Annotated in this window: 13 protein-coding genes; 10 read left to right on the forward strand and 3 right to left on the reverse strand. The window is 73.7% G+C overall.

Annotation, left to right across the window (positions count from 1 at the left end; genetic code table 11):
- Positions 1 to 499 precede the first annotated feature (499 nt).
- The 5 genes from ACFYXA_RS21660 to ACFYXA_RS21680 all read left to right on the forward strand — a co-directional run bounded on the left by ACFYXA_RS21660 (position 500) and on the right by ACFYXA_RS21680 (position 5201).
- Positions 500 to 1051, forward strand: a complete 552-nt coding sequence (locus ACFYXA_RS21660; protein WP_130441786.1) for an RNA polymerase sigma factor — start codon at positions 500 to 502, stop codon at positions 1049 to 1051.
- The gene (locus ACFYXA_RS21665) at positions 1048 to 1884 is read left to right on the forward strand and encodes a zf-HC2 domain-containing protein (RefSeq protein ID WP_352246659.1); all 837 of its coding nucleotides are present in this window, start codon (positions 1048 to 1050) and stop codon (positions 1882 to 1884) included. Before ACFYXA_RS21660 ends, ACFYXA_RS21665 begins: the two co-directional genes overlap by 4 nt.
- Positions 1885 to 2029: 145 nt before the next feature.
- Positions 2030 to 2932, forward strand: coding sequence for an ABC transporter ATP-binding protein (locus ACFYXA_RS21670; protein ID WP_389035184.1), 903 nt, complete (start codon positions 2030 to 2032; stop codon positions 2930 to 2932).
- Positions 2929 to 4500 (forward strand): ABC transporter permease, encoded by a 1572-nt coding sequence (locus ACFYXA_RS21675; RefSeq protein ID WP_389035186.1) that lies wholly within the window; start codon positions 2929 to 2931, stop codon positions 4498 to 4500. Before ACFYXA_RS21670 ends, ACFYXA_RS21675 begins: the two co-directional genes overlap by 4 nt.
- Before the next feature lie 110 nt (positions 4501 to 4610).
- The gene (locus ACFYXA_RS21680; RefSeq protein WP_389035189.1) at positions 4611 to 5201 is read left to right on the forward strand and encodes an ABC transporter; all 591 of its coding nucleotides are present in this window, start codon (positions 4611 to 4613) and stop codon (positions 5199 to 5201) included.
- Between the two features lie 61 nt (positions 5202 to 5262).
- Here the strand turns inward: ACFYXA_RS21680 and mshD are convergent, their stop codons facing one another.
- On the reverse strand, positions 5263 to 6189 hold the full coding sequence (mshD, locus tag ACFYXA_RS21685) for a mycothiol synthase (RefSeq protein WP_352246655.1): 927 nt from the start codon (positions 6187 to 6189) through the stop codon (positions 5263 to 5265).
- Positions 6190 to 6522: 333 nt separating this feature from the next.
- On the opposite strand from mshD, the gene ACFYXA_RS21690 reads away from it, so the two are divergent.
- Positions 6523 to 8325: a bifunctional metallophosphatase/5'-nucleotidase gene (locus ACFYXA_RS21690; protein ID WP_389035192.1), complete on the forward strand. Its 1803-nt coding sequence runs from the start codon at positions 6523 to 6525 to the stop codon at positions 8323 to 8325.
- A gap of 89 nt (positions 8326 to 8414) precedes the next feature.
- Here ACFYXA_RS21690 and ACFYXA_RS21695 read toward each other — a convergent pair whose 3' ends face one another.
- A complete protein-coding gene (locus ACFYXA_RS21695) occupies positions 8415 to 10181 on the reverse strand; it encodes a hypothetical protein (protein ID WP_389035195.1) in 1767 nt (588 codons plus the stop codon).
- A 298-nt stretch (positions 10182 to 10479) separates the two neighbouring features.
- Here ACFYXA_RS21695 and ACFYXA_RS21700 point away from each other — a divergent pair, with 298 nt between their 5' ends.
- The 4 genes from ACFYXA_RS21700 to ACFYXA_RS21715 are packed head-to-tail and all read left to right on the forward strand — an operon-like array spanning position 10480 to position 13632.
- On the forward strand, positions 10480 to 10683 hold the full coding sequence (locus ACFYXA_RS21700) for a hypothetical protein (protein ID WP_389035197.1): 204 nt from the start codon (positions 10480 to 10482) through the stop codon (positions 10681 to 10683).
- Complete coding sequence (locus ACFYXA_RS21705) at positions 10680 to 11375, forward strand: ABC transporter ATP-binding protein (protein ID WP_389035200.1); 696 nt, start codon at positions 10680 to 10682, stop codon at positions 11373 to 11375. The genes ACFYXA_RS21700 and ACFYXA_RS21705 overlap by 4 nt, the downstream gene beginning before the upstream one ends.
- On the forward strand, positions 11372 to 12589 hold the full coding sequence (locus ACFYXA_RS21710) for an FtsX-like permease family protein (RefSeq protein WP_389035202.1): 1218 nt from the start codon (positions 11372 to 11374) through the stop codon (positions 12587 to 12589). The genes ACFYXA_RS21705 and ACFYXA_RS21710 overlap by 4 nt, the downstream gene beginning before the upstream one ends.
- A gap of 8 nt (positions 12590 to 12597) precedes the next feature.
- On the forward strand, positions 12598 to 13632 hold the full coding sequence (locus ACFYXA_RS21715; RefSeq protein ID WP_389035205.1) for a hypothetical protein: 1035 nt from the start codon (positions 12598 to 12600) through the stop codon (positions 13630 to 13632).
- 51 nt (positions 13633 to 13683) lie between these two features.
- Here ACFYXA_RS21715 and ACFYXA_RS21720 read toward each other — a convergent pair whose 3' ends face one another.
- On the reverse strand, positions 13684 to 14799 hold the full coding sequence (locus tag ACFYXA_RS21720; RefSeq protein ID WP_389035208.1) for a pectinesterase family protein: 1116 nt from the start codon (positions 14797 to 14799) through the stop codon (positions 13684 to 13686).
- Positions 14800 to 14867: the final 68 nt, after the last annotated feature.

The following is a 14867-nucleotide window of genomic DNA, read 5'->3' on the forward strand; positions in this document are numbered from 1 at the left end:
CGGGACAGGCGCGTCGGAACGGACGGCGGGGGGCGCGATGTCACTTCCGCTGGCGCTTGTGCGGTGGCTTCCGCGGAGGGGGAGCACCTCGGGGGGCCGCGACGACTCGGAGCGCGGCGCCGGCGCGGGCACGACGGGTTCCATTGCCCGAGCCTCGCAAGCCCGTCTGAACCGACGGTTACGGAGACATGGCGTACGGGATATCTGGGGGCGGCTCGCGGGGGTGGGGTGGGTGTGTTTGCGGGGTGGGGCGGGGGGCTGGTGTCGGAGGGGTTGGGTGGACCGGTGTCGGGCGGGTCGGGTGGGTCGGCGTCGGGCGGTTCGGGTGGGCCGGTGTCTGACGGTTCCCGGGTGGGTCCGGTGTCTGACGGTCGGGCCGGGCTGTCGGAGCCCGTCGGGCCGGTGCGGATTCGCGGTGCCGGTCGGCGCGGGCCGGTGGCGGAAAAAATTCGTGGGCCGGGGCGTGAACCGATCGGCGGGGCTCGACCGATGAGGGGATGTGAGCGAAACGAGAAGCGACGGGGAGCTGCTGCGGGCCATCGCGGCAGACGGGGACCGTCACGCCTTCGAGGAGCTGTACCGGCGGTACGCGCCGTGGCTGACCGCGCGCATGCGCGGCCGCTGCGCCGACGCCGGGATAGTCGACGACGTCGTCCAGGAGACGTTCCTCGCGGTGTGGCGGGGCGCCGCCCGCTACCGGGAGGAGGGTCCTTCCGGGGACGCGGCCGGCTGGCTGTGGCGCATCGGCGCCCGCCGGCTGGTGGACGCCATGCGGGGCGACGGCGCGCGCGGGCGGCTCCGGCAGGCGCTGTCCAAGCTGCGCCACCGCGACGAGGCGTCGGCGGAGGAGCGCGTGCTCGCGGGGGTGGAGCACGGGGACCTCGCCGGGGCCCTCACCCGCCTCTCCCCGGAGCTGCGGGCGGTCCTCCAGGCCACCGTCATCGACGGACTCACCACGCGGGAGGCGGCCGTGCTGCTCGGCATCCCCGCAGGCACGGTCAAGACGCGGGCCCAGCGGGCCCGCAAGCAACTGCGGGAGGCGCTGGCATGACATGGCATGTGGCGGAAGACGATATTCGCGCGTACGCGACCGGTGAGCTGGCGCCGCCCCTGCTCTGGTCCGCCGACACGCACCTCGCGGGGTGCGGGGAGTGCCGGTCCCGGCTGAGAGCGGCCGTCGACCCCGTCGCGCTGGACGCGGGCTGGGAGCGGCTGGACGCCGAGCTGGACGCGCCGCGGCCGGGGCTGTTCGAGCGGCTGCTCATGCGGCTCGGCGTGGCCGACCACACCGCCCGGCTGCTCAGCGCGACGCCGGTGCTGCGCCGCTCCTGGCTGCTGGCCGTGACGTCCTTGCTGGTCATAACGGTCCTCGCCGTGCACACGGTGGACCGTCCCGCCCTGTTCCTCGCGCTGGCGCCGCTGCTCCCGCTCGCCGGGGTCGCCCTGTCCTACGGGCCGGGCCTGGACCCGACGTTCGAGATGGCCGTCGTCGCCCCGATGCACGGCTTCCGGCTGCTGATGATCCGGACGGTCGCGGTGCTGACCACGGGCCTGGCCTTCAACGGCCTGGCGACGCTCGCCCTGCCGGGGTACGGACTGCTGGCCCTGACCTGGCTGCTGCCGGCGCTCGCGCTGACCGCCACGGGGCTGGCGCTGACCCCGAGACTGGGGCCGGTCCTGGCGCCCGCCCTGGTCGCCGGCTCCTGGGTGACCCTGCTGGTGGTGGCGGAGCAGTACAGCCGGGGGACGCTCGCGCCCTTCACGGTGTACGGGCAGTCGGCCGCGGCGGCGGTCGCCGTTCTCGCCGGCCTGCTGCTCCACCAGAGCCGTGACCGCTTCGACGCCCGTCCTCTCGGCGGCTTCCCCGGCGGAGGCGCCGAATGACACCGCGCCCGGCCGGAGCCCACGTGCCCGTGCGGGTCCCCGCCCAGGCGTTGCCCCGCGCGCAGGCCCCGGCGCACGCCCCTCAGCGCCACCCACGCACTCAGATTCCCTCCCCGTTCCGTGACCGGATTTCCAGGAGCTCCGCATGACCACCGTCCCGGCCACGCCGGCCGCCACACCCGCAGTGCCCTCCGCCACCGTGACGGCCACCGGTCTCTCCCTGCGCTATGGCGGCACGCACGCCCTCGACGGCGTATCCCTGCGGCTCACCCGGGGTGTCACCGGGCTGCTCGGCCCGAACGGCGCGGGCAAGACCACGCTGTTGCGGGTGCTGGCGACGGCGCTGCCGCCCGACCGAGGCGAGTTCACGGCCCTGGGCCACGATCCCCGCACCGCGGCCGGCCGCGTGGACCTGCGCCGCGCGCTCGGCTATCTGCCGCAGAACCCCGGGTTCCACCCGGACTTCACGGCCTTCGACTTCGTCGACTACGTGGCGATCCTCAAGGAGCTGACCGACCGCGCCGCCCGGCACCGCGAGGTGCGGCGCGTCCTGGAGGCCGTCGACCTCTCCCATGTGCGCAGCAAGCGCATCAAGCGGCTCTCCGGAGGCATGCGGCAGCGTGTGGCGCTGGCCGCCGCGCTCGTCGGCGACCCCGGCTTCCTCGTCCTGGACGAGCCGACCGTCGGACTGGACCCGGAACAGCGCATGAGATTCCGGGAACTGATCGCCGCGGCAGGCGAGGGGCGCACGGTGCTGCTGTCCACGCATCAGACGGAGGACGTGGCGATGCTGTGCCACCGGGTCCTGGTCCTCGCCCACGGCCGGATCCGCTTCGAGGGCACCCCGGCCGAGCTCACCGCCCGTGCGGCGGGCCGGGTCTGGAGCAGCCCCGGGCGCGACCCGGGCGCCCTGGCCGGCTGGCGCACGGGCGCCGGCTCCTTCCGCAACGTCGGCGATCCGCCCGAGGGCGCCGATCTCCTCGAACCCACCCTGGAGGACGGCTATCTGCTCGTCCTCGACGGCACGGACCGGGAGGTGCGGGCATGAGCGTCACGGTCGACCCGGCCGGGGGCGGCACCGCCACCCACCCCGGGCCGCCGCACGCCCGGCCGGCGCACTCCGGCCGCCGCCGGGCCGGCGCGGTCCTCGCCCTGGCCCGCTTCGAGACCCGCGAACTGCTGCTGCAGATACCGGTGCTGGTCTTCCTCGCGCTCTACGCCGGTGTCGTCGCCGTGCAGCTGATGCACTACGACGGCATGGACGACTACCCCGTCCTCCACACCGTCGACCGCGACACGCAGTCGGCGCCCCTGCTGCTGGCCCTCGCGCTGCTGGTCTGCACCAACGCGGCCGCCCTGCGCTCGCGCAAGCACGGCACGGTCCAGCAGTTCGCCACGCTGGCGATGGAGCCCTGGCGGCGCGACCTCGCCCAGCTGCTGTCGGTGCTGCCGTTCACGGCGCTCACGGCGGTCGCCGTCGGCGTCCGCTTCGCCCGGGAGGCGCTCAAGCCCGGCGCGATCGGGCACGGCTCGCTCGGTGAGCTGGCCGTGGGCCCCCTGACCGTCCTGCTGGCCGGTGTCCTCGGTGTCGTGCTGGCCCGGGTCGTGCCCACGCCGTTCGCGCCCATACTGTTCGTGGTCGCCGCGTACCTGCTCGTCGTCATCGCCTCCGCCGCGGCCGGGGCCGACGGCGAAGGGCTGGGCTGGCTGTCGCCGGTCCTGTTCTCCGGCAACGCCGGCGGCGACCCGGTCCCCGCCGATCTGCTGGGCCGGCCCGCCGGCTGGCACGCCCTCTACGTCCTGGGCCTGTGCGCCGTGCTGGCCTGCGCGGCGCTGCTGCGGTCCGGTGGCCGCACCGGCGCCCTCAAGGCGGTCACCGCCCTCGCCCTGGCCGCCACGGTGGCAGGAGCGCTCGGCCAGGGCCTGCGCGACACGGCGGCGCTGGAGGCGGCCCGGCGGACGGCGTCCACGTCACCGCAGAAGGTCCAGACGTGCACGACGGCCGGCGGCTCGACGTACTGCTCCTTCCCCGACTGGGAGAGCGTGCGTGACGACTGGGCCGAGGTGGTCGAGAGGGTCCGGTCCTCTGCCGGCGGGACAGCCGCGAACACCTCGCTGGCCGTACGGCAGCGCATCGACGCCACCGGGGACATCGAGGCGGACACCGCACTGACCCCCTCCGGCACGCCGGGCGAGGTGACGGTCGGCACCCGCTGGGGCGGCAACCGCGTCCCCGAGTTCGCGGTGGGGGTTGCCACGGTGCTCGTCGCGGGCACGGAGGACGCGACGATGCGCGGCCTGTGCGGCGCGCGCGGGATCACCGTCATGTGGCTGGTCCTGGCCACCGACCCCACTCCCCGGGCGACCTTCAGAAACGTGCGCCTGGACGACAGCGACAGCGGCCCGGGACAGGTGCTGGCCCCCACGGAGGGCCTGTCCCTGACGGCGCAGCAGACGACGGTCATCCAGGAACTCTTGGCCCGCCCCCGGGCGGAGATCTCACCCCGGGTGAAGGCGAACTGGCGGAAGCTGACGTCCGCTCAGACCACCACGGCCGAGGCGGCGGAGCTGCTGGGCGTCGCCGCGCCGAAGGGAGCCGAGCAGTGCGAGGAGTAGGAGGAGCGAGGCGAGGGGCGGCCGGTGTGACCGGTCCGCCGGAGAGGGCGGGCCGGCCCGAGAGGCGCACGACCGTCGTCCGGGACCAGCTCCGGGCTCTCCTGCCACCCGTGTGGCGGTCCCTTCCCCGGCGGGCGCCGGCAGCGGCGGGCGGCACGGGACTGCTGCTCGCGGCGAGCACACGCTGGCCGGCCGAGGCGCCGGGTGAGGAGGGCGGGCTGATGCTGCTGCGGATCATCGCCCTGACCGGTGCGCTGGGCCTGGCGTTCCTCCTGGACGACCCCGCCCGTCACACCACCGCGACGACCCCGCTGGGCCGCCCCCTGAGAGCCGGCCTGCGCCTGGCCATGGCCGTGCCGCTCGCGGCGCTGTGGTGGACGGCGGTCCTGCTCGCCGTCCCCGCGTCCGCCCGCCCACCGCTCGGGCCGGTCACCCTGGAGGCAGCGGCCACGGCCGTCGCCGCCGTCGCCCTCGCCTCGGCCGCGATCCGCTTCTCCGACCGGGCCGAAGTGGGCAAGGGCACGGCACTGTGCCTCGGCGCGGCCGCCGTGCTCACGGCGCTCGTCCCGGCGCGCTGGGGCCTGTTGGCGCTGCCCGGTCAGCCGTGGTGGGAGGAGACGCAGACGCGGTGGGCGGCGGTGCTGGCAGTGATGCTGGCGTCGGCGGCCCTGTGCACGCCGGAGCCGTTGAGACGCCGGTGAACGGCTCACCGTGCGGGGCGCGTTCAGGGGCGCCCGGCGCTCCGGGAGACCTGCCGCGCTCTCACGTCTCCGTGCGGTACATGAGGTCCGTCTCATGGGTGACGAATCCCAGCCGCTCGTAGACCGAGACCGCCGCCTTGTTGTCGGCGTCGACGTACAGCATCGCCGTGGGCAGGCCCTGCCCCGCGAGATGGCGGAGGCCGATCGTGGTGAGGGACTTGCCGAGCCCGCCGCCCTGCGCGCCGGGCGCCACACCGAGGACGTACACCTCGCCGAGTTGCTCCTCGGCGTGGACCTTCGTCCAGTGGAAGCCGACGAGCTGCTCGCCCTGGAAGGCGAGGAAGAAGCCCGCCGGGTCGAACCACGGCTCGGCCTCGCGGTCGTCGAGGTCGCGCTGGGTGAGCGAGCCCTGCTCGGGATGGTGGGCGAACGCGGCGGAGTTGACGGCCAGCCACGCGCCGTCGTCCTGCCCGGGGACGAAGGTCCGGACGTGCACGCCCTCGGGCAGCACCGGGTCGGACAGGTCCAGGCCGGTCAAGGGCCGTCGCATCTGCCGCAGTTCGCGGAAGAGGGTCAGCCCGAGGACCTGGGCGAGGTGCCGGGCGGCGGGGTGGCCGCCGTGGGCCCAGACGCGCAGCCGCTTGCCGGAGGCGGCGAGGAGTGCGGAGCCGAGCGCGCGGCCGTGCCCGTGGCCGCGGTGGGAGGGGTGGACCACGAGTTCGGCGGCCGGCGCCTCGACGGGGTCGGTGTCCTCCAGCTGGGCGTAGCCGACGAGTTCGTCGCCGACGGTGAGCAGCAGATGAGAGACGCCGTCCCGGGGGCCGCCGCGCAACTGCAGCCGGCCCTGCTCGGACACAGCCTGCTGGCCGTCGTTCCGGGCGGCCTCCGCGAGCAGGTCGAGGACGGCCTCGGTCTGCTCGGGGGAGAGCGCGGAGTGGGTCTCGATGGATCGGGAGCCGTAGGTCCGTGCGGCGTCGTCGCTGGTCATGCGTACGAGGGTAAGGGGTCCTGATCGGCGGGCCGGGGAGAAGCGACGGCGACGGGAGAGCGTGGGCGAACGTGCTGCGGAAGGCGGACCGAGGACGGGAACCAGCCAAGCCGAGGACAGGGCGAGAGCAGGTCGAAGGCAGGGGCATGGCCAGGGGCGCGGGCAAAGGGAAATCAGGATGTGACCTGAACCCCCTGTCGCGCTACGCGCGTTGACCTTAGGCTGCGGCCCGACGGGGCCGCTTGTCTCCGGGGTCCGAGGACCCCTCATACGCCTCTCAGGGCCGCCCGGCCCGGAGGACCCCGACACCATCGCCGACACACAGGGGGGCGCATGCCAGCCACTTCCCAGTCGTATCCCAGCCGCAGACGCCGTACGTCCCGTCTGGTCGCCGCGGCCGCCGCTCTCGCCACCGCCGGCGCCCTGGCCGCGGCGATGCCGGCCGACGCCCACGACGCCAAGGACTCCGGCAAGCAGGACGACCGCTACCAGGACGTCCAGCTGCTGTCCTTCAACGACCTGCACGGCAACCTGGAACCGCCGTCCGGCTCCTCCGGCCGGGTCACGGAGGTCCAGGCGGACGGCACCACGAAGACGATCGACGCGGGCGGCGTCGAGTACCTCGCCACGCACCTGCGCGAGGCGCGCAAGGGCAACCGCTACTCCATCACCGCGGCCGGCGGCGACATGGTCGGCGCCTCCCCGCTGATCTCGGGCCTGTTCCACGACGAGCCCACCATCGAGGCGCTGAACAAGCTCCAGCTGGACGTCACCTCCGTCGGCAACCACGAGTTCGACGAGGGCGCGAAGGAACTCCGCCGACTGCAGAAGGGCGGCTGTCACCCGACCGACGGCTGCTACACGGACGAGCGGTTCCAGGGCGCCGACTTCCCCTACCTCGCGGCGAACGTGCAGGACGAGAAGACCGGCACCCCGATCCTGAAGCCGTACTGGGTGTGGAAGGAGCACGGCGTCAAGATCGGCTTCATCGGTGTGACCCTGGAGGACACGCCGGGCGTGGTCTCCGCCGAGGGCGTCAAGGGCCTGAAGTTCAAGGACGAGGTCGAGACGATCAACAAGTACGCCAAGGAGCTGCAGAGCCAGGGCGTGAAGTCGATCGTGGCGCTCATCCACGAGGGCGGCCTGCCGGCCTCCACCTCGTACAACTACAACTGCGACTCGCCGGGCGCGGGCGACGGGGTCTCCGGCCCCATAGTCGACATCGCGAAGAACGTCACGCCCGAGGTGGACGCGCTGGTGACGGGTCACACCCACGCCGCGTACGCGTGCACGATCAACGACCCGGCGGGCCGGCCGCGCACCGTCACCTCGGCCGCGTCCTTCGGCCGCCTCTACACGGACACCACGCTGACCTACGACCGTGTCACGGGTGACATCGCCCGGACCGCGGTCAAGTCCGCGAACCACGTGGTCACCCGGACGGTCCCCAAGGCCCCCGACATGACCGAGCTGATCTCCAAGTGGAACACCCTGGCGGCCCCCATCGGCAACCGCCCGATCGGCTACGTCTCCGCTGACGTCCCCAACACGGGCACCGAGTCCCCGATGGGCGACCTGATCGCGGACGCGCAGCTCTGGTACGGCAGGAAGCTCGACGCCGACACCGACCTGGCGCTGATGAACCCCGGCGGCGTCCGGGCCGGCATCACCTACGCGGCCAAGGGCGCGGAGGGCGACGGCGTGGTGACGTACGCCGAGGGCTTCACCGTGCAGCCGTTCTCCAACACCGTGAACCTGCAGAACTTCACCGGCGCCCAGCTGATCCAGGTGCTCAAGGAGCAGGTGAGCGGCTCGAACACGAGCGCGCCGAAGATCCTCCAGCCGTCCGCCAACCTGACGTACACGCTGGACCTGACGAAGACCGGCGCCGACCGGGTCGTCACGGACTCCATCAGGCTGAACGGCGCGCCCATCGACCCGGCCGCCGGCTACCGCGTCGCCACCAACAGCTTCCTCGCGGGCGGCGGCGACGGCTTCCCCACGCTGGGCCTCGGCACCGGTGACGTCGTCGGCGCCGACGACCTGACGGCTCTCGAGCAGTACATGACCGCCAACTCCTCGGCCACGAATCCGATCGCGCCCCCGGCCGCGACCCGGATCACCATCGTGAAGTAGCCCGAGGCCGGTCGACCGGCAAGCACACGGGGCCTGTTCCGTACGCGACACACGTACGGAACAGGCCCCGTCCGTCTCTTCGGCCCCGCTCAGCCCTGGGTCAGCAGCAGGCGGATCGAGCCGTCGGCGTTCTCCTTGCGCCAGGGGTACTCGCAGACCATCTTCTCGACCGGCTCGGGCGCCTCGACGTACGTGCGCTCGGGGTAGGCCTGGCACTTGTGCCGGTCGGCGTACTTGGGGCAGGCCCCGTCGGGCTTGCGGAACTGGTGGGCCTGCCAGGCGAGCGTGCCCGCGAGCTTCTCGCCCGGCGCGGTCGGCAGGTACTGGTTGCTGAAGAACGAGCCGATCATGCCGCCGGCGAGCGCCAGCGCGAGCAGCGCGCCCACCGCGGTGAACTGCCGCGGCCCGCGCGTCGTCGCGCCCGGCAGGGCACGCACGAGCGGAGTGAGCTTCCGCACCGCGAACACGCAGGCCAGCACCGTCAGCGCGGTGAGCGTCACCTGGATCACGATCATGGTGCGGGGGAAGAGCTGGACCTGCTGATCCGCCTCCATGTGCCCGGCCAGCCAGAACCGGATGAGCCAGGCGCTCGCGAAGCAGGCGAGCGGGGCGACGACGACGGCCTTGCGCAGCCCGAGTGCGACGGCGACGCCGAGCCCGATCAGGACGATCACGGCGTAGGTGTGCAGTCCGGCGAACTCGCCGAAGCCCGGGTACTCACCGGGTTCGTCCCAGGCCCGGCTGCTGAGCGGGGTGGTGCCGATGTAGGCGGGCTCGGTGAGGGTGTAGCCGGAGCACCACTGGTCGCGGGTGCCGGTCGCGCCGAGCAGCACCCGCAGATACGCGCCCGCGACCAGCAGGAACCCGGCCAGCGAGCTGCCGAGGAAGAGCAGTCCGCGCAGCCGTCCGGTCTGCCAGGGGTAGAAGAAGAGGACGGCGACGAGCACGCCGGGCAGGGACCACACGTGCCAGCCGGAGTACACGAGGAAGAGCAGTCCGAAGACGACGCCGAGGAACGCGCCGCGTCCCGCCGTCCCGCGGGTGGTGAAGCGGGGCGAGGCGCGCAGCCACAGCAGCAGCTTCGCGATGAGCGGCACGAGGGCGACGAGGACGAACGGGCTGTACGGCTTGTGCGGCAGCGTCTGCTGGAGCGCGGGCAGCAGACCGACGGCGAGCGCCGGCAGCGGCCGCAGGCACGACCGCCAGGCGAGGTAGGCGACCGGCCCGGTCAGCGCGACGAACGCGATGAACAGCCACTTCAGCCCGAAGGCGGGCTGCCCGCCCAGGAATCCGGCCTTGGCCGCGTACCCGAGTATGTAGGGCACGGCAGGCGGATAGAACGCGTCCATCGAGCCGGTGTGCAGGATCTCTTCCGCCCAGCCGAGGATGCGGTTGTTGTCGCCGTAGGGTCCGTTGAGCGGCCATGGGGTGCCGCGCAGGGCGAACACCTGGCCGGCGCCGATGAACCCGGTGCTCAGCCCGGCGACGGCCGCGGCGGCCAGCCGGACCGTGACCGCCCGCACCCGCTCGCTCCCGCGCACGGTCGACCAGCCCACCACGGCGAGAACCACCAACACGAGGAGCGCGAGCCGGAACTGAAGGTTCGACAGCCCGCTGACCTGCCCCACCCGCGTGACCGGGCTGTTGGCGACCGTCACACCCCAGTACGTGAACCCCAACGCCGTCGCCACGGCGACCACGCACTCGGCGACAGCCGGCCACCAACGACGGGCGAGCGCCCGCGAACGCTCCTTGACCGCACGGCGACCGGCCGACGCTGCCGCGTCCCGTTCGGCCCCGGGAGCCTCATCGACCTGGGACGGCACGGCCGTCTCCACGGACGGGGATGTCTTCAACTCTGTCTCCATGATGAGCGGCCGGGCAGGGGACATCAGCCGCCGCGAACGTGAAAAGCCGGGCCCCGGCGAATCCCGAGGCCCTCGGGCCGTCAGAGATGAGGGCCCCCAAGAGAGATGACGGCAGATCAGGCCTCCCGGGTTCCCCTCACGCCCCACCCGAACGTCAGCCCTCGTTTTGATTCTGACCCTTCAGGAGGCATATTCGGGCCCTCGTCACTCTTCGTAGTGACCGGCACTGTGTGTGTCCGCCTCGGCGACTGTAGGAAAGGGGGCCCGGCCCACATCCGACGGGGCGTTGTGGGCCGCCCTGGCACGGGGCGTCTCGGCGTACAAGGGCTGCCCCGGGCTGCCCGGGCTGTTCCAGGTCGGCGGCGGGGACACCGCCTGCGACCTCAAGACCACGTGGGGCGTGCGGGCCCTCGACCGGCAGTTGCACGGCCGCGTGGGCCGGCTGACGAGCGCGGCCGATGGGACCGGAAGGCGGGCGGAAGTGTGGTGAACGCGTTGCTGAGGGCCGAGGCCGTCCGCAAGTCATACGTACGGAACAGGTCCCACCCGCCGGGCGGGCAGCGGGTCGACGTTCTCAAAGACGTCGATCTCACCGTGCGGGCCGGTGAGATCAGCGCCCTCGTCGGCCCCTCCGGAGCGGGGAAGACGACGCTGCTCCACATCCTCGGCCTGCTGACCGTGCCGGACAGCGGCCGGGTGTTCGTCGAGGGGACCGACATGACGGGGCTCGGCGACCGCGCGCTCGCGGATGTGCGCCGTCGCCGGATCGGGTTCGTCTTCCAGGCGTACAACCTGCTGCCGCAGCACTCGGCGCTCCGCAACGTCCTGCTGCCCCACGCCGGCCCCCGCGCCCGGGGCGAGGAACGGGCTCGGCGGCTCCTGGAGCGCGTCGGGCTGGACGGGCGGGCCCGGCACCTCCCCGGCGAGCTGTCCGGCGGGGAGCAGCAGCGGGTCGCGCTCGCCCGCGCCCTGATCAACGATCCGCCCCTGGTCCTGGCGGACGAACCCACCGGCAACCTCGACGAGGCCGCCGAGCGGCTGCTCCTGGACCTGTTCCGCGAACTCGCCGACGAAGGGCGGGCCGTCGTGCTGGTGACGCACAACCCGGTCGTGTCCGGCGCCGCCGACACGGTGCACCGGCTGGACTCCGGCGCGCCCGCACCCGAGGGGAGTGCCGCGTGAACGTCTTCCTGCTCGCGTGGGCCAACGCCCGCGTGCTGCGCCGCCGTATGTACGGTCTCGTCGCGCTGGTCGCCGTCGGGGGCGCCGTCTGCCTCGGGGCGCTGGGCATCGCCGACACGGCGCGGCGGGCCACCGACACCGGGGTGGAGGAGAGCGCCGCCAACCGCAGCGTCACCGTGGACCGGCCCGACGGCCGCCCCGGCACACCGCCGCTGACGACGCGTACGGCGGCCCGGCTGGCTGGACTTCCGCACGTCGCCTCCGTGCAGCATCGGGCGCAGGCGTCGTTCGGCGTGTCCACGCCGACCGGGGTCACCGCCCTGCTGTACGCGACGACGTACCGCGCTGCGCTCGCCCCGCCGGTCACCAAGTCGGTCCGCGCCCGTCTCTTCCCCCTCCGGCCCGGCGAGATCGTCGCCCCGGCCGTCTCCCAGGGGGTGGACCTGAGCCGGCTGGTGGGCCGTGAGATCGAGGTGGAGACGATCCGCTACGTACGGCCGGGCGAGGGCGCCGGCGTCACCCGCCACGCCCGCTTGGTCGGCGTCTACGACCAGGCCTGGCAACTGGACGGCCCCGACGCGGCCTACGCCGCCGACGCCGACGTGGTCGCCTGGGCGGCGGAGCGCGCCGGGGAACCGGCCGACCGCTACCTGAGCACCGTCGGCTACGACCAGCTGACCGTCGTCGCCGAGACGGCCGCCGACGTGCCCGGTGTGATGCGGTCGGTGCAGAAGCTGGGCTACCCGGCTCTCACCCTCCGTCAGCAGCTCGACGCGCTGCCGGCCGTGCTGGAGCTGGTCAGGACGGCCGGGCGGGTGCTGCTCGCGGTGCTCGCCGTGCTGGCCTTCGCCGGCGCGGTCACCGTGACGGGCGCGCTCGCGCGGCAGCGGGTCCAGGAGATCGGCGTCCTCAAGGCGGTGGGTTTCCGCACCGGGACGGTGCTGACCATGCTGGTCGCCGAGATGGCCCTGGCCGGGACGGTCGCGGCGGTGGCCGGCACGGTGCTCGGCGTCCTGCTCGGCGGCGTGGGCGCGGCCCTGATGCGGGGCAGCGCCGATCTCGCGCCCTATGCGGAGAGCTGGGTTCCGTTGCCGGCGCCCGGGACCGTGCTCACCCTCGTGGCCGTGACCGTGCTGGTGGTGGTGACGGGCGCGCTCGGCCCGGCCCGCAGGGCGGCGCGGATGTCGCCGACCGACGCGATGAGGGACTGGTGAGCCCGGGCATGGCCCGTTCGAACGGCACGCGGGTGCGCCTCGGCGTCGCACTGGCCGTCCCGGCGGCCTTGCTGGCCGCCGCCTGCGCCGGGCCCGGCGGCCCGGAGCTGGAGCACGACTGGTCGGGTACCACGACGTTCGCGCTGACCAGGGTGGACGGACTGGTGACGGTGGTCGGGGTCGATCCCCGCCGGGCTCGTGCCCGGAGTCTCGCGGTCGTGCCCCAGCGGTCCGACGACACCGAGACGCTCAGCCCCCGTCTCGTCCGGCTCGCCGACGGGCGCTGGCTGGTGAGCGTGCCCCGCGAGGGGCACGGCCCCGACCGGCGCTATCTGGTGAACCGCCGGGAGCGCGTCCTCGACAGCCTGCCCGGCGACGAGCGGCTGCGCCAGGTCCTGCCCGGCCGGACGCTGGTCGCCGAGGTCGCGTCGCTGCCCGACGCCGAGACCGCCGGCCGTGCCCCGGCGTCCACCGTCCTGGTCCGCGACCCCGCCGACTGGTCCACCCTGCGGGAGCTGAAGGTCCCCGGCTCCGTCGTGCTGGCGGCCTCCGACCCGGACTCGGACACGGTCTGCCTCGGCGGCGCCCGGGTGACGGTCGCCGAACTGACCGGGGGGCGGGTCAGGCCGGTGGCGGTCCCGGCCGGAGCGGACATCGTGGGGCTCGCCTGCCCGGGGGGCCGTCCGGTGATCGTGCGGTCGGCCGTCGGCCGCTCGCCCGGCGGCGTGCGGGCCACCCTCGCGCGGACCGAGGACGCGACCACGGTGACCGTGGCCGGCGGCCGGGTCGACGGCGTGGCAGCCCACGGCTCGTCCGTCGTGCTCGCGGTGGCAGAGGGCGACAGCACCCAGGTGATCGAGATCGACGCCGTCACCGGCGGGGAGCGGCACCGGGTGCGGATCGCCGGCATGACCGCGTCCCACGCGCTGACCAGGAGCCCTGCGGGCTGGCTGGTCTACACGGACAACGCGGTCACCCGGGTGGAGCCGGCGACCGGGCGGGTGCGGGGGTTTCCATTGCCAGGGACCCTGCTGGACGCCTGACGCCTGACGCCTGACGCCTGACGCCTGACGCCCGCTCGGGGCGGGGGGCCGTTATGACGCCGACGGCGTCCAGCCCGCCAGCCAGTCCGCGATCTCCTGGTTCGCTGCCTGGGTGTCGGTCAGTTGGGGGCGGTCGCTGCTTGCCGGGCCCGCGCCGGCGCCGGTGTTGCGGTACTCCGCGAAGCGGTCGTCCTTCCAGGAGAAGCCGCTCATGTCCGTCCACGGGGCGGTCCTGATCGCGGCGCTGAGGTTGGTGTTGCGGACCGTGGCCTGGGGGTCGAGGGTGGCGTCGCCGCCGGCGTGCCAGGGGCGGCCGAGGTAGAAGCTGCGGCTGGAGACGTCGCCGCTCACTGTGCAGTTGGCGATCAGGATGCCCTTGCGGTTCGCGGCCGTGCTGGGGGCGGTGACATAGCCGGCCGAGGTGCCGTTCCAGCGCTTCTTCAGCGTGATGACCGACCGGTCGATCACCGCGGTGGCCCGGCCGAAGATGAAGTCGACGTTGCCGACGATCGAGGAGTTCGCCATGTAGACGCGGCCCAGCCGGTCCTTGGACGCGGTGTCCAGGAGCAGGGTGTCCTGGTCGCCGCTGACGGTGACGCCGTCCAGGACCACCTTGTCCGCGGCGGTGCGCAGGGCGACCGCCTGCTGGGCGATGGTCTGGTGGGCGGCCTCGTCGAAGTCGTTGGAGAAGGTCAGGTTGCGGGCCTGGAAGTCGTCCGCCTCGACGGCCACGGTGGCGCTGCCGCCCGTGCCGTAGGTGCCCGAGCCGTCGGGCTTCGGCGTCCCCGACGCGTTGTTGTAGACGATCACCGTGTCCTTGCGGTTGCCGCCCGTGCCCTGGATGGTGACGTGCGGCTTGTTGGAGGGGACCTTGACGAGCTCCCGGTACGTCCCCGGCTTGACCGAGATGACGACGCGGGAGGGGTTGTTCGCCGGTACGGCGTTCACCGCGGCCTGCACGGTTTTGAACTGGCCGGAGCCGTCCTGCGCGACCGTGAGGGTCGTGGCGGCGGCCGCGGACGCCGTGCGCTGCGCGTCCGCGCCGAACAGTCCGAGATCCGCGCCGAAGGCGAGCCCGAAGGCACCGGTCGTGGCCAGCGCCAGCGGGAGGCTCACCGCGGCGGCGCCGCGCCGGTGGTGAGAGGTCGTGCGGCGGAAGTCGCTCATGTGTGGGGTTTCCGTTCCGTGCGAGGGGGAGGGACCACCCTGACGACGTGCGGGTCATGCGGGGGTCG

The sequence above is a fragment of the Streptomyces sp. NPDC002566 genome, from assembly GCF_042889585.1.
Lineage (GTDB): Bacteria > Actinomycetota > Actinomycetes > Streptomycetales > Streptomycetaceae > Streptomyces.